The 18,730-nt window shown below is 54.1% G+C and carries 14 protein-coding genes and 1 pseudogene; 3 read left to right on the top strand and 12 right to left on the bottom strand.

Annotated elements, in window-relative coordinates; genetic code table 11:
- Window position 1: 1 nt before the first annotated feature.
- Together NLX71_RS12985 and NLX71_RS12990 are read right to left on the bottom strand one after the other, a co-directional pair.
- The gene (locus tag NLX71_RS12985) at window positions 2–2,062 is read right to left on the bottom strand and encodes an iron ABC transporter permease (protein WP_254364059.1); all 2,061 of its coding nucleotides are present in this window, start codon (window positions 2,060–2,062) and stop codon (window positions 2–4) included.
- Window positions 2,059–3,096: an ABC transporter substrate-binding protein gene (locus NLX71_RS12990; protein WP_254364060.1), complete on the bottom strand. Its 1,038-nt coding sequence runs from the start codon at window positions 3,094–3,096 to the stop codon at window positions 2,059–2,061. The genes NLX71_RS12985 and NLX71_RS12990 overlap by 4 nt, the downstream gene beginning before the upstream one ends.
- Before the next feature lie 400 nt (window positions 3,097–3,496).
- On the opposite strand from NLX71_RS12990, the pseudogene NLX71_RS27305 reads away from it, so the two are divergent.
- Window positions 3,497–4,481 (top strand): annotated as a pseudogene (locus NLX71_RS27305) (IS4 family transposase); the annotation flags it as partial.
- Window positions 4,482–4,561: 80 nt separating this feature from the next.
- Here NLX71_RS27305 and NLX71_RS13000 read toward each other — a convergent pair.
- Window positions 4,562–5,032, bottom strand: coding sequence for a hypothetical protein (locus NLX71_RS13000; protein ID WP_254364090.1), 471 nt, complete (start codon window positions 5,030–5,032; stop codon window positions 4,562–4,564).
- 50 nt (window positions 5,033–5,082) lie between these two features.
- On the opposite strand from NLX71_RS13000, the gene NLX71_RS26585 reads away from it, so the two are divergent.
- Together NLX71_RS26585 and NLX71_RS13010 are read left to right on the top strand one after the other, a co-directional pair.
- Window positions 5,083–5,448, top strand: coding sequence for a hypothetical protein (locus NLX71_RS26585; RefSeq protein ID WP_302058218.1), 366 nt, complete (start codon window positions 5,083–5,085; stop codon window positions 5,446–5,448).
- 107 nt (window positions 5,449–5,555) lie between these two features.
- Complete coding sequence (locus NLX71_RS13010; protein WP_254364061.1) at window positions 5,556–6,620, top strand: YheC/YheD family endospore coat-associated protein; 1,065 nt, start codon at window positions 5,556–5,558, stop codon at window positions 6,618–6,620.
- A 99-nt stretch (window positions 6,621–6,719) separates the two neighbouring features.
- Here the strand turns inward: NLX71_RS13010 and NLX71_RS13015 are convergent, their stop codons facing one another.
- From NLX71_RS13015 to NLX71_RS13055, 9 genes are all read right to left on the bottom strand, one after another.
- Complete coding sequence (locus tag NLX71_RS13015) at window positions 6,720–7,418, bottom strand: PIG-L deacetylase family protein (RefSeq protein WP_254364062.1); 699 nt, start codon at window positions 7,416–7,418, stop codon at window positions 6,720–6,722.
- An 88-nt stretch (window positions 7,419–7,506) separates the two neighbouring features.
- Window positions 7,507–8,343, bottom strand: coding sequence for an Rpn family recombination-promoting nuclease/putative transposase (locus NLX71_RS13020; protein ID WP_254364064.1), 837 nt, complete (start codon window positions 8,341–8,343; stop codon window positions 7,507–7,509).
- A gap of 395 nt (window positions 8,344–8,738) precedes the next feature.
- The gene (locus tag NLX71_RS13025; RefSeq protein WP_309248947.1) at window positions 8,739–9,668 is read right to left on the bottom strand and encodes a protein phosphatase 2C domain-containing protein; all 930 of its coding nucleotides are present in this window, start codon (window positions 9,666–9,668) and stop codon (window positions 8,739–8,741) included.
- Window positions 9,584–10,513, bottom strand: coding sequence for an extracellular solute-binding protein (locus NLX71_RS13030; RefSeq protein WP_254364068.1), 930 nt, complete (start codon window positions 10,511–10,513; stop codon window positions 9,584–9,586). Before NLX71_RS13030 ends, NLX71_RS13025 begins: the two co-directional genes overlap by 85 nt.
- An 87-nt stretch (window positions 10,514–10,600) precedes the next feature.
- On the bottom strand, window positions 10,601–12,295 hold the full coding sequence (locus tag NLX71_RS13035; protein WP_254364070.1) for an ABC transporter permease: 1,695 nt from the start codon (window positions 12,293–12,295) through the stop codon (window positions 10,601–10,603).
- Window positions 12,282–13,799, bottom strand: a complete 1,518-nt coding sequence (locus NLX71_RS13040) for an extracellular solute-binding protein (RefSeq protein WP_254364072.1) — start codon at window positions 13,797–13,799, stop codon at window positions 12,282–12,284. The genes NLX71_RS13035 and NLX71_RS13040 overlap by 14 nt, the downstream gene beginning before the upstream one ends.
- A 789-nt stretch (window positions 13,800–14,588) precedes the next feature.
- The gene (locus NLX71_RS13045) at window positions 14,589–16,178 is read right to left on the bottom strand and encodes a response regulator transcription factor (protein WP_254364074.1); all 1,590 of its coding nucleotides are present in this window, start codon (window positions 16,176–16,178) and stop codon (window positions 14,589–14,591) included.
- Window positions 16,171–17,997: a cache domain-containing sensor histidine kinase gene (locus NLX71_RS13050; protein ID WP_254364076.1), complete on the bottom strand. Its 1,827-nt coding sequence runs from the start codon at window positions 17,995–17,997 to the stop codon at window positions 16,171–16,173. The genes NLX71_RS13045 and NLX71_RS13050 overlap by 8 nt, the downstream gene beginning before the upstream one ends.
- A 59-nt stretch (window positions 17,998–18,056) precedes the next feature.
- Window positions 18,057–18,730, bottom strand: a 674-nt coding sequence (locus NLX71_RS13055) for an IS3 family transposase (protein WP_254364077.1), incomplete at its 5' end; no start/stop codon positions are given.

Consider the following 18,730-nt stretch of genomic DNA (forward strand, 5'->3'; position numbering starts at 1 on the left):
TTTATCTGCGTGATGACCGCATCAGCCATAGAAAATAAGGCGCTCCGAGGAGCGAGACGATCAGACCCGACGGAATTTCTTTGGGTGGCAGCAGATTGCGGCCGACGATATCGGCCAATACGAGCAGGACGGCCCCAAGCAGCGCAGCGAGCGGCAAGAGCCGACGATGATTGTGCCCGATTAGAAGGCGCGCCGCATGAGGGGCAATCAGCCCCACGAAGCCAATTGTGCCTACGATCGATACAGCCGCTGCCGCCAGCGCCACGCCGATCGCCGCCGCTCTCAGCCGCGTCTGCTCGACGTTGACTCCAAGGCCCAGCGCGCCCTCCTGACCGAAGGCCAAAATGTCGACCCTCCGCCCGATCATCCATGCCAGCGGCAGCAGCAGCACAGGCCATACAATGAGCTGCGCCAGTTCCTCCCAGCCGCGCGCGTACGTGCTGCCGGAAATCCAGACTAACCCCACGGCCACGTTCATTTTGGACTGGACGACGATGAGCTGAATGACGGCCAAGCCGCACGCGGATACCGCGATCCCGACGAGCGCCAGCACGGCCGGCTGCAGGCCCGTTTTGCGGGCGATGAGATAGACGATCAGCGCCGCGGCGATCGCTCCGGCGAAGGAGGCAAACGGCAGCAGCGCGATTGGCAGCCCCGGCCAAACGAGCAGCAGAAGCAGAGCGCCGACACCAGCCCCCGCTGAAACGCCGACGATGGACGGATCGGCCATCGGATTGCGCACGACCCCCTGCAGCAGCAGGCCGCTGACCGCAAGCGCCGCGCCGGCGCAGGCCGCGACGAGCATCCGGGGCAGCCGCTGGTCGAGCACAATCGAGCGGGCCAGCTCGGGGCCTTCGCCTTGAATCACTGCCAGCACGTCTTGCAGCGGGACTTTCACATCGCCGAAGATCATGCCCACGATCGTGATCGCAACGAGCAGCACCCCGAATATAGCGAGGAGCGCCCGGTACGAGAGGAAGCGGGCCGTCGTGCCAAGCGACGTGGCGGACGACTTCGGCACCTCGCGGTGCTTTTGCGCCGCCCGGTAAGATAAATAGGCGAGACAAGGCCCTCCGATGAGCGCCGTCACGGCGCCTACCGGAAGCTCGCCGTACGAATCGTTGTTGGCAAGCCGGGTGCCGACATCGGCAGCCACCAAAATGACGGCCCCCCATAAGAAGGAGGCCGGAATGAGCAGCTTGTGGCTGCGCACCCCGATCAAGCGGACCAGGTGCGGCGCGAGCAGCCCGACAAAGCCGATCGGCCCGACGATACTGACGATTACCGCGGCAAGCAGCAGCGCCAGAACCAGACTGATCAGCCGGATTCGGCCCACATGCTGACCGAGCGACTGCGCCGTCTCCTCGTTGAGCAGCAGCAGGTCTAGCGAACGGGAGAGAACCAGAGCCAGCGCGGCGGCAGCCGCAACCCATGGCCAAGCGGCGCTAACGCCACTCCAGTCGTTCTGCACGAGCGTGCCGCTGCCCCACAGAAACAGGCCGCTCGTTTGCTCTTCGAACATCAACTGCAGCGCGCCGGTCATCGCGGACACGGCCATTGATACGATCATTCCGGCCAACGTCATGCGCAGCGGCGTCGCGCGCAGTCCCCCGGCGAGAGAATAAGCCAGCACCGCCGCGAAGATGGCGCCACCGAACGCCACCAGCATCGGCGAGACGCCCATCCATGACGGGGCGAACACGGTAGTCGCTACGACGGCGAAATAGGCGCCTGCATTGATGCCGAGCGTACCGGCCGAAGCCAGCGGGTTGCGGGTAATCGTCTGCAGCAGCACGCCCGCGACCGCAAGCGCCCCGCCCGCCAGCATGCCGGCGATTACTCGCGGCAGCCGCAGCGTGCGTACGATCTGGTGCTCGGCCGTATCCTGCGGAGCGAAGACCGCTTCAAGCACCATGCGGGGAGTCAAATCGGCGGCACCCTGCATCACATGGACGACCATGAGCAGGAGGAGGAGCGCCGCTCCTCCTCCGAACACGAGAACGGGCGGGGCCCATCCGCGCATAAAGAAAGCAGCGTTTACGCCGCTTCTTTCCGTTCTCATTTGGTCAACGCCGCCGCCGCTTTTTCAGCGATCAGTTGTGCCGACAGCGGTCCGCCGAACAGCCACGTATCGCCACCCATCGCGTACATCCGGTTTTCCTTAACGAAATCAAGGTTTTTCCATACCGGATTTTCCTTCAACTGGTTGGCGAAAATGTTATCGTCATCCTGCACGATGTAGAAGAAATTCGCTTTCTTCATGGCAAGCAGCGGCTCGACGCCCCCTTCTTCAAAGGTCTGCACGTAGCCCTTCGGCTTAAACGCGTTTTTCATCCCCAGCTTGATCAGCACCTTGGCCGACATCGCGTTATCCGACATGATGCGCATCGTCGGCGATTTTTTCATCGAGAAAGCTTGAACAAGGATGAATTCGGAGTCCGCTTTGCCCGCTTTTTTCACTTTTTCGGCCAAACCGGCAATCGCGGTGTCAACTTCCTTCAGCACTTTCTCCCCTTCGCCCTTCTTGTTCAGCGCGTCCGCGACAATTCGGAAATTTTTCTCCATCATCGCGTAAGCATCCGGCTCCTTTTCCGTGTTCGGATGGAACACGATGGTCGGCGCGATCGCTTTTAATTTATCGTAGAAGGCTTCGACGCGGTTGGTTGCGATGATCAAATCCGGCTTCAGCGCGGAGATTTGCTCCAAGCTCGGCTCTGACCGACTGCCGACATCCTTCACGTCCGGGGACAGCTCGTGCTTCACCTTCACCCATTTTTTGTAGTTTTCGACATCAGCAATACCGACCGGCTGTACGCCCAGCGCCAGCACACCCTCGACAACCGACCATTCGATGGCGACAATGCGCTGCGGCGTGCCTTTGATCTCTGTTGTGCCAAGCAGATGCTTGATGGACCGAGCCGACGGATCTTGCGATTTGCCCTGTTCTTGCGTCGAAGCTTGCTCCGGCTTCTTGGCGTCAGTGCCGGAAGCGGCTTTCGGAGCGGAAGAAGTATTGGGATTCGCCGTTCCGCAGCCGGCGATGAATAGTATGGCGCAGCAAAAAACCAATAGAACATAATGCATGGATCGTGACATGATGCAGCCCCCTAAGTATGTACTTTTGTTGATAATAATTCTCATTATCAGTTAATAGTTTAAATTGCTATCCTGCATCTGTCAATCCCCAGTTGTTCGGAATGGATTAGGAGATACTCACCAAGGTGAAAGGGGTCGGCCAATGGACCTCTTTAGGGCGAATGAACGTGCTGTCTCCGGGCGATGTGGGGCTGGTACGAGGGGCCCGATGGCTTTTTGCAGCAGAAAAAAGACGGCAGCCCTTTGGCGCAGCATGTGCCAAAATCAGCTGAACAGCACATGGAGCTTGGCTTTGAAGTCAATTGAATAGTCGGATTGACAAACATAGAAAAACACCTCTTCGTTTGATAAAGTGAGAGTGTTAAAGTCTACACTACCACGCAGAAGAGGTGTCTTTTCCATGATAGAGCAAAAGCAGTCTCTCGATCAACTGCCAAAAGAAATCAAACTGGCTTTTCAAGAATTGAACGTCATCAAACACTTGAATAGCGCGTGTTTCAAGAAGAAGTTCGGTTGCGCCTATCTATTTCGCCTTGTATTCATCCTCCTGTTCTATCAGAAGAACTGGTTTCGACTGCTCGAAAGCAAGAAAGGCGGGGCATTTCCCGGCAAGGATGCGGTGTACCGTTTCTTGAATCACGGAGGTTATGCCTGGCGACGACTCCTCATGTCGCTCAGCTCCGAAACGATTGCACGAATGGAGCCCTTGACCTCTGAGTGCCGGGAAACCGCACTCATCTTCGACGATTCCATGTTCGAACACAACCGGAGTAAAGCTGTCGAGATGCTGGCGCGCTTTAAGGATCATACGGCGCCTTCTACAAGGGCTTTCGCATGCTGACGATGGGCTGGTCCAAGGGCACTCCTTTGTCCCGGTGGACTTTGCGCTGCTCAGCTCTGTCAAATCCAGCATAAACGGGATGATGGATAGCATCGACAAACGGAGTCATGGCTACAAGCGTCGGAAGGAAGCATTGTGCTCGGCTCCGCACGTCATCGCTGCCATGCTGGACCGGGCCATCCAAGCCGGAATCTCGGCACCGTTTGCGCTCATGGACAGCTGGTTTACGCATGCGCCGCTGATTCGGGAAGTCCTCCGCCGCGGGATGCATGTCATCGGCATGGTCAAGAACGATAACAAGCGCTATCTGGTGGACGGGCAGCGGCTGAACTTGAAAGAACTCTATGTTGCCGCACCGCGCGTAGAAGGAAAAAAACGCTATATCCTTCGTCTCATTCGCACTCATCTCTCACCGGGTATTCTCCGTCATCGCTCCAAGAAAAACGAGTGGCTTGCCCTTCTTTCAACAGACCTGAGTTTGAGCGCTCAGGACATCATCCGGATCTACCGGATGAGCTGGGACATCGAGGTCTTCTTCAAATGCAGACTATGATTCAGCGTCAACTCCAGAAGTGGATCGTAGCTTTGCCCAATTACATCAAGGCTTATCTGCCAGTTCAGTTATTAAAAAGGAGTATAAGATAGACTTGCACTAAACGAGAGTTGGGTGATATCAGCTGCTGAGGGATCAGTCGATGCAAGCGTCCTTATACGAATACCAATACGATCACCCGCAGCCACTATTAATGATCCCGCGATATTTCTATTCGTTGCCGTACGGAAAGTACCGGCAGTAATTATATTATTTGGAAATCCAAATCTAACCGAGCTAGTCAGCGGAGTTGTCACGTAAGGTGAAGAAATATGATCAATCCCGTTATTTGGGACTGAAGGTGCGCGGAAAACTGTAAAATCATATTGAAGACCTAGAGTATTTATAGAAACCACTGAAGCAACCAATAAATCTACACTTATTTGTAAATTTTGAATGGTACCCGCAAAGGGAATTGGAAAAGCAAAGCCGCCTGCTTCTGGTGGCATAGTTGATTCTCCAGAACCGCCAATAACTTCAACCGTATGATTACCAAAACCCATTAAAATTGGAGCAGCTGAGACTACTGTAGCACCACTGAGGATGATACCCGTTGAAAAAGGAATTAATCCTCCCGTTCCTGCACCCTGAGGTCCTGCTGGTCCTTGTTCACCTTGAGGTCCTGCTGTCCCTTGTACACCCTGAGGTCCTGCTGGTCCTTGTTCACCTTGAGGTCCTGCTGGCCCACCTTGAGGTCCTGCTGGCCCTTGCTCACCCTGAGGTCCTGCTGTCCCTTGTACACCCTGAGGTCCTGCTGGTCCTTGGAACCCCCGTGGCCCTTCTGGACCTGGAGGTCCTGGAGGACAATTACATCTTCCCATCTTCTCATCTCCCTGTTATCAAACATGATTCATCATATTCAAAATTTAAAAAGATAAAGCTTGTAAATGCCTATCCAACTTTAAAAATAGGTAAATAGAGCAATATATTCGCTTAGTTTCTGTTCAGCTAGGTGATTGTCCACTACCATATGTTCCACGCTTGCATTAGATAATGAAAGGGATCGAAGGCTAAGGAGTGATGAGAATGAAGAATCGCCCATTCATAGGTATTTTGGTAACTAAAAGGAGCAGTAGAAAAAGAATTTTGAAGCTTTATCAACGTTATCACAATCTAAACCTGAAACTTTACGCCTTTACCCCGGCAGATATTCATTGGAAGGAACAACGTATTATTGGACTAAGCCTGAATAAAGGCATATGGAAACAAAGCTCATTCCCTTTTCCTCATGTCGTCTATAACCGGTGTTTTAACAAAAAAATAAAAATAATGACGATTCAACGCCTAGAGAAGGCGATTGGTAGGAATAAATGTTTTAACAATATCAATTTTTTTAATAAGTGGGATCTCTATAAGCTATTAAAACAATCAAATATTAACTCTTATGTACCAGACACATTTTTATATAATAAAGTGAATGTATCAGAACTATTAGAAAAATATAAACTGGTATACATTAAGCCTATTTACGGATTTAAGGGAGAGTCTGTGTATCGGGTTGAACTAACGGATAATGGTGATGTTCACATCTCTTTGCACAGTTTGGCACCAAGATATATTTGCAGAAAAAATGAAGGCATTCAGGAAAAATTGGATGAAATTCTCGGATTAAAAAAATACATGGTTCAGCAAGGGATTCGTATGAGTCAAATTGATAATCAGTTTTTTGATATCCGGGTCCTTGTTCAAAAAGGTATTCTTGGAGAATGGACGGTTTCCGCCATAACATGTAGAGTAGCTTATGAACATTACTTTAACACGAGTATGTGTGAAGCCATTTATGATGTTGCAGAAATTCTTCCGCGATTATTTCTGCCGAAAAAAATGAATGAAATCCTCCTCCAATCTCTGTATGAGGTAAGTGTAAGAGCTGCACAAGAAGCAGAAACTCATATGGGTTCATTGGGTGAATTGAGTGTGGATTTTGTGTTAGACGAGCATGGAAAGCTATGGATTATTGAACTTAACGGAAAACCACAAAAAAATATATATGAAGACATTAAGTGTTTTAAAGACAAAAAATTAATTTATAGGAGGCCTTTGGAATATGCTTATTATCTCTCAGTCTTGAGTGATAATAAAAAATTGTGAATGTCAAACTCACGTACTTTGTCGGTGAAATAGTCAATGACAATGGCGTGAGCTTTTGTGCGACAGGCTTATAACTGCTTTTCCCGTCGAACCGTCGGTTCAGAGCAAATCGTCGAATAGGCTGGTCTCGGTTTTGGTAGGCCAGCGCTGCCCCCGTTCCCAGTTCAAGACAAAGGATTCGTAGCGCCGGTTCTCCGGGAAAACGTCCAAATTGCCGAAATACCTCTCGATCGCAAGAAGCTGGGACGTATGGGCGCGCAATGCTTCCGCTTTGATGCTCCAGGCTTGTTCCGTATCGACGACAAGCGTTGGTTCATAGCCTTTCTCGGTCAGCGTCTTCGACCGAATGTAGTACAGCTTCTGGATCGAAGGGCACCGCCCGCTCTGTATGGCCGCTGTCGCAAACCGCGAAATCGCCATATGATCGGGGTGAAAGTTGCCGCCGTCCTCCGGGAACGTCACAATGATTTTCAAGCGGTGTTCGTTGATGAAACGGATGACCGCCTCCAGAAAGAGCGTCTCGTCGACCATGTCCAGTTTTCCGTCGGGGAAGCCCAGATGCTCTACTTCCGCAATGCCCAGGACCGCGGCGGCTTTCTCCATTTCCTTGACCCGGATCGCGGCCAGTTCCTCCTTCGTCGCTTGCGCCGCGTAGCCGTTCTTTTGCCCCGCTTCGCCCTTGGTCGCCAGCAGCAGAACGGGCGCATGTCCTTCATCCGCCAGTTGCCGGATCAGGCACGCGCTCAAAAAGGTTTCGTCGTCCGGGTGCGCGTATAAAAATCCGACCGGTTCTCCCATCGTCAGGCGCCTCCTTTTTTAGACCCATTATAGCTTAGACTCCGGTTCAACCCTTGCTTGAAGGGCGGTCAATTGATTGGCGTAAGAATTATTGAACTGGCTTGAGCGATTCGACTTCAGCCTCGGTTAGTCCGCTGGCTTTGACGATGAGCGAAACTTCAATGCCCAAGTCCAGCATATTCTTAGCGATTTCAATAGCTTTCTTACGTTCTCCTTTCTCCGTAGCCCATTCGATCATGGAAGCTTCATCATGCAAATACTTCTGCCGTTCCTCATACAATCGGCGTGCTTCCCGATCCTGGCTTAGAAATTCCAGCGTATCCATCGCTTTCTTCAACGTCGGTTCATTCATCTTCAGCACCTCCCAGTTCGATTTGTCGGCACCCTTCAGAAACAGCAGCCAGTTGATCAAACCGCCTTCCACCGGAATCGCTTGATCGTCCAGCTTGGATAGCTCCATGAAGTGGACTTCGATGTCGTCGCTCAGTTCCAGGCCCGTGTGATCTTCCCTCAGATGGAACACATTATGATAACGGTCGTTGGCAATACACGAGTAGTTCAAGATATTGATCGTCACGCATTTCTTCAGTTCCTTGTAGGTCTGTCCTTCCTGCAACTGGCTGGAGTAGCGCTTGCTCCAGTAGTACAGCGTCCGTTTCTCGATATCGTATTTATTGAAAAGCTGCATTTCGATATTGATTAATTTACCTTCGACGGTCTTCGCCCAAATATCAAAAATGGACTGCTTATCGAGCGGTGCATCTTTATCGGTATACGGATTGAGCAGCACAATTTCGGTCAGCGGCAGCTCGCCGGATTCGGCAAATGTACGATTCAAGAACGCAAGCAGCACATCTTTATTGTCTTCACTGCCAAAGATTCGTTTGAAGACAAAATCATTCCGGGGGTCAAGAAGCTCTTGCATCTGACAATCAACTCCATTTCTTCTTATTATACCATGCTTGGGTATCATTATTGTAGGTGCTTAACCACAGGTACAGGTCAAGGATGATCTCCGAAAAGCATACTTCCATATTGCTAAGCCGTTTCTTTATGAACAGATAGAAGGACATAATCATTCGGGCACTTGTCTTTGCGGCACTCCGGGGGCCTTGCAGCGACTCCGTACCGTTGCAGGGCCCCGAATAAAAATCACGAACACCCGCCTTAACCAAAGTTAGGCGGGTGTCGTTGCGGGATCTCGTCGTGAAACCAACTGCGTAATCAAACGGTAGGTTGTTGACCCCTGCGGCGCGTGGAAACAAACTTGATCTATGTCACTCTATAGGAACGGAATTTTCCGTCTGCTTCGCACCAATACTATTCAACGTCAAAACGAATCAGGACCGCCGTTTTGTCGTCGGATACTTTGAACCGCGGGTATTTGCGGCATTCCTTGTCCTCCGCCTCCAAATCCATCAGCCACTTCGCATAGCCTTCCAGCGACTTTTCCTTGATAAGAGTCACCAACTCGCCAATTCCGTCAGCAGGCGGCTGTGCGCTCGTCTTCGGAGGGAACAACCCGTCGCTCACGATCAAAATCGATCGCAGCCGGATGCGGTTGATCCGCCCGTATTCGATGAAATCGTTCGCCTCTGGCTGCCCGCTGAGTACGGAGTAGCCGCTTAACGTATTCATCCTCGTTTTGTTATTGCGGATGTGCGGCTTCACGAGCTCCCACAGCTCTTCCCGCGTCTGGACGCCGGTGCGGAGGGCTTCCTCCCATATCTTCTTGGACTCGTAATCGATGTGCGCGACCTGGTCGCGGGACATGGTGCGGATCGTCCCGTCGGCATAAGTGGCGGCGATCATGCAATCGCCCACCTGCGCGTAATCGATATAACGGTCGTGAACCCGGACAATCGCCAGTGCGCTGGTCCACAGCGCCGCTGGATCGGTCAGATCGATTCCCGCTTCCTTCATCTTTTCCCTCAGACGGACATTCGCTTGAACGATGGCTTCCTTCAAATCGATGCCCGCCAAGTCCTCCGCCTGCAGCGATTCCAGATACTGCTGAATCGTCCGGGAAGCCAAATATCCTCCGGTTTCCCCGTTAGGCCCGCGGAACGGATGCAGAGAGGTCGCTCCGTCAAGCACCCCGTACATCGATACGCCCGGATTAACGACCAGCGCGTCCTCGTTCCATTCGGCGGTTCCCTTTAGGGTTAACCGCTCTTCAATGCCACAAGCCCGTGCACGCTGGGCAAAAGCGCCTCCTGCTTCCAGGCGGGCAGCTTCGCCAGATCGAATGAGAACTTGCCGCCGATGTAGCGTTCAACCGTGGGCAGCTTATCGGAAGAGCCGACGTACATCCCGGCCTTGCCGTTAATAAAATCGCTTGCCGCCGTATCGTGCTGCAAAGGCTTCATCAGCTTGGATTCGTGCGTCAAATTCCGCCATAGCTCCAGCGCGCTTCGCGTCCGTTCCGCGGCCGAAGCACCGGATTCCTTCGGGGCATAGCTCAGGCTTGCCCAAAACCAGGGCAGCTCTTTATCCACCGTCATCGTGCCGTAGCCCTTCGACACCTCTTCCCCCGGAGGCTCCTTGGCGAGCGACAGCGTCTGCCGGACCTCCTCCCAGGTGCCTAACGCCGGGGCACGCCCGGCCATCCGCTTGAACGGCTCCTCCCGGTAGTAAAGCACAGGCACGCTGCCTCCGAAAGGAACGGCCCAATCCTTGTCCTGATACCGGAACGCGGCGGAAAAGGCCGGAAGAAACATCGGCTTCCCGGCGGTCAACACATCCCCCGCGGGGAGCGCCGCACCGGTGGTCGCGAGTTGGGCGACGCCGTAGAAGCTGTGGATTTCCGCAAGCTGCGGAGCCGCCCCGGCCGAGATCGACGCAAGCAGCTCGGTGTACAACTGTTCGTAAGAACGAAACGAGCGGATTTGGACATCGATCTGAGGGTAGCTTTGCCCGAAGGCGCGAACGACGTCCTCCCAGCCTTTGCTGTACACCCAGATCGACAGCGACGCGGGAGGGGCCGGCGGCTTCAGTTCGTCCTCCGACAGCTTTCCGTGAGTTAATCCGTACACCAAAGCCCCTGCGGCGATGCATCCGAGAACAAGCCAGACCGGCCAAGTGCGCAGCTTCATGTTGGTGATTCCTCCAGTTCCTGATACGAGCGGCTTCTTATTTCCATTGTATCACGAACATGCCTTCGGACATCATGCACCTGACCATTAGAGCTGGAGCCCTTTTTTGCTCAGCTTACTGGCGATTAACAGCGAGATTAACGTACTAATGGACAGGATCGAAGCCAGCGCCGCGCCGGTGCCGTAATTCGCCGTGAACACTTCGCTGTAGATCGTGACCGAAATGGTCGCGGTTGCCCCGGTGTATAACACGACCGTCGAGCTCAGCTCGTTGATCGTCGTAATCCAGCTCAGAATCGCTCCGGACATGACGCCCGGCGCCATCATCCGTCCCGTCGTCTTGAAGAACGTTTTCATCGGCGGCACGCCAAGGCTGATGGACGCCTCTTCCACACTCTTATCGAGCTGCGTCAGGATAGCGGTGCTGGAGCGGATCGTATACGGCAGCTTGCGAACCACATAAGCGATCACCAGAATGACCCACGTCCCCGTCAAAATGATTGGCGGCTTATTGAACGCGATAATCAGGCTGATCCCGAGCACCGTGCCCGGCATGACGTAAGGAATCATCAGGACACCATCGAGCATCGCGGTAATTTTCGATTTGCGGCGGACGAGCACGTAAGCGACCAGCATGCCCATCACGATCATAATGACGATGGAAATGAGCGAAAAGCTGTACGTATGGGCAATGGCCTTCGGCACCCGGTACAAAATTTCCTTATAGCTGTTCAAGCTGAAGCCGGGGTGAAACACGGGCCCCTTTGTTTTAATGAAGGACGTCACGATAACCGTCGCCTGCGGGATGATCGAAATGCAGGCCACAAGCAGCGCCCCGAAGGTCAGCAGCCACTTCGGCAGCGTCTTCAGCGGCTGCACCTTCGGCGTGCGCATACCGGTCATCGAATAATTTTTGCGCGAAACGAAATACCGCTGCACGAACAAAATCGCGGTCGAGCAGAAGATCAGAATCACGCTAAGCGTGCTCGCCATCGCCGGATTGCCGCCCATTTCGCTGATGAACTGCTCGTACGCGAGAATCGGCAGCACCTTGAACCCTTGGCCCAGCAGCATCGGCGTGCCGAAGTCCGCGAACGAAGCCATGAACACCATCAGCGCCCCGGCCGACAGCGTCGGGAAAATGAGCGGAAGCGTCACGGTCATCAGCCGGTGAAACGCGCCGCGTCCCAAGCTTTCGGCCGCCTCCTCCAGCGAAGTGTCGATCGTCTTGAGCGCGCCGGACACGTACAAGTAAATGTGCGGGTAAAATTGCAGCGTAAACACGAACACGATGCCCTTCCAGCCGTACACCGACTGGAACGGAATCCCGATATCCTGGAGGAACCGGGTAATGAAGCCGTTGTTGCCGAGCATCAAGATCCACGAATAGGCGCCGATGAACGGCGGGGACAGCAGCGACATGATGACGAGAATTTGGATCAGACCCTTAAATTTGACGTTATACCGGGCCGTCACGTACGCAAGCGGAACCCCGACGAGAATCGCGAACACCGTTGCCAGCGCCGATACCTTCAAGCTGTTCCATAACGAGCCGTAGTAATATTTTAGCTTCAAGAAATTCCCATAATTCTCTAGAGAAAAATCCCCTTTGTCGTTGAAAAAGCTGTTGTAAAACAACGAGACGAGCGGGTACAAAATAAACGCCAGCAGGAACACGTACACGATCACCGTTACCCAAGTCCAGAAATCCCACTGCTTGGGTTGAAGCAGACGTTTGAACGGATTGGGCCGCAGCGCCCGGGCGGCATTAGTAGGCTGCACGGTACAGAACCTCCTTGCCCGATTCGTCGAATATGGTCGCCTTGTCGAGCTGTAGATCGACATACACGGTTTGATGCGCTTTTCTCATCCGGTGCGGCTCGATCGCATGCTCCTGAATTTCGATGACGGAGTCGTCGGAAAGCCGGACCGTATAGCTGACCTTCTCACCCAGAAACGTCACGCTGTCGATCGTCCCCCGGACCAGCCGCTCCCCCGGCTCATCGCCGCGCAACCGAATCCGTTCGGGCCGAAGCGAGAACAATACTTTTCCCTCGTACGGTCTCGACAGCTTCTGGCTCCACTGCGTCTCCAGCAGCCGCAGGCTCGCCTCCTGCGCCGCCTCGTTATAGCCGGAGCAGTGGCCTTCGATAAAATTCGAGGTGCCGATAAAATTGGACACGAACTTGTTCGCGGGATACGAGTAGATGTCTTCGGGAGAAGCGATCTGCTGGATGACGCCCTCGCTCATGACGGCAATCCGGTCGGAGACGTCCTTCTTGCTCGCGGCGAAATCGAAGTCGTAGTTGACCAGCTTGATGTCCTTCGTTTGGACGATGCCTTGAATCGGCTCGGCGTCCTTGCGGACGGAGCGGCGCTTGAATTCTTTTTGAATCAGGGACTGCACATCTTTGCCGACGAGGAAATCGATGAACTGCTTCGCCTGCTCCATGTTTGGCGCGCCCTTAATGATCGCCGCGCCGTCCGGTACGGCGGACGTGCCTTCGGACGGGTACACGATGCCTACCTTGGCCCCGCCTTCCACGTAGCGCAGCGCCGCTTCCTCCAAGGTGATGCCCAGCGCGAACTCTTTGTCCGCGACGCCTTTATACACGAGACCCGAGCCCGACAGCACTTTGCCGTCCAGGTTTTTCACAAATTTCTTGACGAAATCCCAGCCCTTGTCGTCCTTGCCGAAAGCGGTCAGCATCGTCACGAGCTGCGTATACGACGAACCGGATTTGGCCGGGTCGGCGTAAGCGATTTTGCCTTTCCACTTCGGATCGAGCAGATCGTTCCAGCTCTTCGGCTCCTCGCCCGCTTTCACAAGCTCCTTGTTGTACATGATGACCATCGGCAGCGCGGCGAACGGCGTCCATACGCCGTTTTTGTCGATGTACTCCGGCAGCAGATTATCGTTTTCTTTCGTCTTGTACGGCTCAAAAAATTTCTTGTACGCCTCCAGCGAGTCGGCGCCGCCGGCCCAGAACACGTCGCCCTGCGGGGAAACCGCTTCCGCCTGCACCCGTTTCAGCAGGTCGCCCGTGCCTCCGGAGATCAACTGCACCTCGATGCCCGTGCGGTCCTGGAATTCCTTAATGATCGGGTTATTGACTTCGGCGGCGTTAGGTGAGTACAGCGTCAGCTTGCCCGCTTTTTTGGACTCGTTTTTCGTTCCCGTATCACCGGATGCCGTTTTTTGCGGTGCCGCCTGCTCTGTGCCGCAGCCAACCAGCGTCGTAACCAGAAGCAGCGAAGCGAAAATGCTCGTAAACGCTTTTTTCATCTGTAGAACCCCTCCGTATTAGGTTTGTTTGATGTGGATAGAAATCCGGGACAAAAGCGGACCTTGCTTTCGTAAAAAAGCGCTTTCGTCAACTTCGCTTGATGTGTCCCGCCGAATTTCTTTCTTCTGTTATTCACTATAATCGCTAAAGTAAACGCTCTCAATGCGGTGAAATTTCTTTTTTGTTTAATTTTTTGCACTAATTTTCGGCATAGCAAAAAAACCGTCCATGGGTATGGACGGTTTTTCGGTACACAGGATCAGACTTAGCCGCAGCATCACGTGTAGCGGCGAAGTATTCTTAGTTGTCCGAGAACGGCCAACAAGATCACACTCCCCGCGGCAAAAGGAAGAAAGGACGGAGGAAAACCCGCGAACAGGGCAACGCCTCCGGCAAATGAGCCCACGGCGCTCCCTAAATAATTCGCCGAGCTGTTTAAGGCCACGACCGCTTCAGCGTGATTGCGCTGTGCAAGGAGCAAGGCATGCTGCTGCGGGGCTAACGAAGCCCATGCGGACGCTCCCCACAAGAGAAATGGCAGTAAGCCCAGTGCCGGGATGTTAAGCGCGAAGGGGATGCCAAACATGGCTATGGCCAAGATGGACAGGAGCACAACTCATACGTTCGGTCCATTGCCTTGTTCCGTTAAATTGTATCAATTTTAACATATAACTGCAACAACATAAAACAATGTAGGACAATTAAGCTATGTAGCTTTTTTATCTACAAATTAGCGAGGCTACCGGGGACACGGGAGTCCGGCGGCCTCACACTGCCAAGCGATACACTCAAATCGGAACGTTAGGGATACCGAGCCGCTTGCGGAACTCCGTCGGCGTCTCCCCGGTATATTTGCGGAAAATTTGGCTGAAATAGCGCGAGTCCTGATAGCCCGCCTGAAGCCCGACCTCGTATATTTTCAGCCGCGGGTTCGTAAGCAGCTCTTTCGCCCGGCGCATCCGCAAGGCGGTCAAATAATCGACGAAGCTCGTGCCGACCTGCTTCTTGAACAAGCGGCTAAAGTAGCTCTCGCTCATATTGCAGCGCTCCGCAATGCTCTGAAGCGTAATTTCCTCGGCGTAATGCCGCCCGATATAGTCCTCGATCTCCTCGAACCCGCTTCGCGCTTGCGGCTTCGTTTGTTCCCGATAACGGGCGCTCCAGGAAAGCAGCATCCCGTTCAGCCGCTCCAGTCCGTCCTCCAGCCGGACCGTCCGGTCCAGAGAGGTCAACAGAAGGGCCGAATCCTGCACGATGAGCCGCAGCTCGTCCTCGCGAAGCAGCATCGTATAGAGCGATACGATCCAGCCGAAAAACGCCTTTCTCGCCTCCAGCTCGTTCGTCGGGTGATGCTGTACGATCCACGTGAAGCAAGCTTGGCTTTTCGCCCGGATGGACGCTTCCGTTCCCCATTTGACCGCCTCGATCAGCTCCTCCAGCAAGCCGGGCAGCGCGGGAACCTCCGCCGCGAGCCGCTGCGTATCCTCAAACCAGGCGATCCGTTCCCCGCCCCAGAAGAACGACGTCACCAAAGCGTGCGTCGCCTGCTGAAACGCTGCGTTAACCTGATCCAGACGGTTGTGCCGCCCGCTGACCCCAAGCACCAGTTGCCGCTGCAACCCTTGCGATGCGCTGAGACGGACCACATTCAGCAGCCGGTACAGCTCCGCGCGTTCCGTCTCCCGGTCCAGCAGCAGCGCATATTTGGCATCGTTCATGCGTACGAGCGGATACGACGACAGGCCGGAGCTCCATGCCGCGATGCTCCGGTACAGCTCGCCCGGCGGCGCGGATTCTCCTGGAGACGGCTCCGCATAGAGCAGGGCGATCCGGAACGTGTCCAGTACCTCCCCTTGCTCGGCCGCATATTCCAGAAACAGCTCCTGCTCCATCGCTCCCGCATGGTCCAGCATCAAGTCGTACAGCATCTTCTCGACGATCAGCGGCTGGCCGAACGCCAGCTTGTGCTCCATGCGTTCCCGCTCCGTCCGCCGCTGCCGCTCTTCGTCCAGCTTGGCCGCCATGCGTCCCATCAACTGCATCAGCTCGTCCGGATTCGTCGGCTTCAGCACGTAATCCGCGGCTCCCAGCTTGAGCGCCTGCTGGGCGTACGCGAATTCGTCAAAGCCGGTCAAAAATACGACCTTCATCCCCGAATACCGGGATGCAATTTCCTTGGCGAGCTGGATACCGTCCATCTCCGGCATCCGGATATCCGTGAGCACGATATCCGGCGTCTCCTCCTCCATCAGCCGGAGCGCCGTCTCGCCGTCGGACGCTTCGCCCATGATGCGGCAGCCGACGTCTTCCCAGTCGATCGTATGCTTAAGCCCTTCCCGAACGAGCCATTCGTCCTCCACGATAAGCACCTTATACATGCGTATCCTCCCCCGGCGTCCGAATGATCGGAATTTCGATCGTCGTTGTCGTTCCCTGCTGCGGCTGGCTGACAAGACTCAATACATAACAGTCTCCGAAATAGAGCTGCAGCCGCTTTTTTACATTTTCCAAGCCAATCCCCGTCTTCCGCTCGTCGGCCGATACAAACTGCCCCGACGTGATGCGTTCGAGCTTCTCCTGCGGGATGCCGACGCCGTCGTCGCGCACTTCATAACGGACTCGCTCCCCCACTACCTTACCGGTAATCCAGAGATGCCCCGGTCCCCGCTTCATTTCGAGCCCGTGCGTGATCGCATTTTCCACAATCGGCTGCAGCATCAGCTTCAGCGTGTAAAGCCGCTCGACCTCCTCGTCCAGCTCGATATGCACCTCCAGCTTGTCCCCGTAACGCATCTGCTGGATCGTAAGAAAATTGCGGATTTGCTGCATGTCCTCGCATACGGGAATCAGCGCTTGCCCTTTGCGGATGCTGAACCGGAGCAGCTCGCCGAGTGAGACGACTGTCCGGCTAATGTGATCGAGCTTATGAATGCGGGCCATCCAGTTGATGGAATCGAGCGCATTGTACAGAAAATGCGGATTGAACTGCGCCTGAATCGCCCGGATCTCCGCTTCCTGGAGCATGAGCTGCTTTTTGTACACTTCGTCGATCAGCTGCTTGATCCGCTGCACCATCGCATTGAAGCTGCGGCCGAGCAGCCCGACCTCGTCCTTGTACTTCGTCGGAAAGGCGACGTCCAGATTGCCCGTTTCCACCGTTCGCATCAGCGATTTCAGCTTGCGCAGCGGATGGGTGATGTTCACGGACAGCACATAGGCAAGCACGCATGAAACGGCTGCGCCGACGGCAATGACCAGCAGGGTCAGATTGCGGATGCTGCTGCTCTCCCGCGTCAGCGCCGCCACCGGCAGCACGTTCACCAGCTTGAAGCCAGTCACCTCGGACGTATCGTACACGACCATGACGGGCGGCGTTCCTTCGCCGGTCTGCTCGAAGAAGCCTTTGCCGCCCGCAAGCACCCGGTCTACAAATGGCTCCTCCAGCTTCGTCCCGACCTTCTGCTTGGACGGCGTGCTGGAGATGATATAGCCGTTGCGGTCCAGCAGCAGCATCTGTCCGCCCGGCTGCAAATGCGCTTTTTTGTACTTGTCCGCGAGCGCATGTTCCATCATGTCCACGACCAAATAACCCAGCGGCGCATTCGTATCGATCCGCTTCAGAAGCCGGCCGCTGCTGAGCACGATGCCGAAATCGTCCGTCTTCTTCATGCTGTAATGCGTATCCCAGACGACATTGCCGCCAGCAAGCCTCATTTTCCGGAAAAGCCCCCAAGAGGCGTTATAATCGTCGTAAGCCCCGGGCAGCAGCTCGCCGGTAAAATAACGATCCCCGTTTTCCCCCAGCAAGTAAATGGAAATGTCCCAGTTCTTGAATCCGAGAAACGTATCCAGCACCTCGCCCACCTTCTGCTTGTCCTGATGCTTCTCCGCAAGCGGCCGGTCCGCCGGCTTGGACAGCACGTCCTGAATGTCGCGGCTGCTGTAGATGTACATCGTGAGCTGCTCGATATCTTTTACAAAATAGTCCAGACTGTAGTTCACCTGCGACAAGCTTTCCAGAATGGTCTGGCATACCTGCTGCTGTACGACCTGCGCCGATTTGTGATATGAAAACGTTCCCAAAACAGCGAGCGGAATAATAGCAAGCGGCAATACCGCCAAAAGCAGCTTGGTTTGCAGGCTGGTTCCCAGCAGGTTGTTCTTAAGCTTGCGTACCCAGTTTGTAATGCTCCCCATTGTCAAGACACGATTTTTCGAGGGATAAGTTATGTCCTCCATTCTCGTAATCTATTAAATTAGGATACGATTTTTTCATCGTTCTGGGCATGATATTGACAGGGCTTAGACCCGCCAAGAGATTGATGGGGGCGTTCCTGGTTATAAAACTGGACATAGCAAGCTATCCCTTTGCGCAGCGCGCGAGGGTCTTCAAATTCATTTAGGAAGATACATTCGTATTTAAGCGATCGAAAGTAACGCTCTGTACGGCTGTTATCCGTTGCCCGGCCCTTACCGTCCATCGACACTTTGATCCCCTCTTTTTCTAGCAGCTCCAGATAATCTGCATTGGTAAAATGAGAGCCTTGATCGCTGTTCATGATCTCGGGCTTGCAGTGGCTGAATGCACGTTTAAGGCACGTCAAAACAAAGCCCTTTTCGAGCGTGCTGGATAACTCGTAGTCAATTACCTTGCGGCTGTACCAATCAATGATGTTGAACAAATACATAAATCCTTTGCCCATCCTCAGATAGGTGATATCGATTCCCCAGACCTGATTGGGTCTGTCAATGGTTAAGCCACGAAGTAAATAGGGACGTGTGTATTTGGCATGGAGACGTTTGCTCAAGTTCGGTTTTGGATAGATTGCCTCCAGACCCATGAGCTGCATCAGACGGCGTACGCGTTTACGATTGATCATGAAGCCCTGATCCTGGAGAAAATTTGTCATGCGCCGGTAACCGAAGTAAG

Origin of the sequence: Paenibacillus sp. MZ04-78.2 (assembly GCF_024213375.1) — a bacterium.
Taxonomy (GTDB): domain Bacteria; phylum Bacillota; class Bacilli; order Paenibacillales; family NBRC-103111; genus Paenibacillus_G.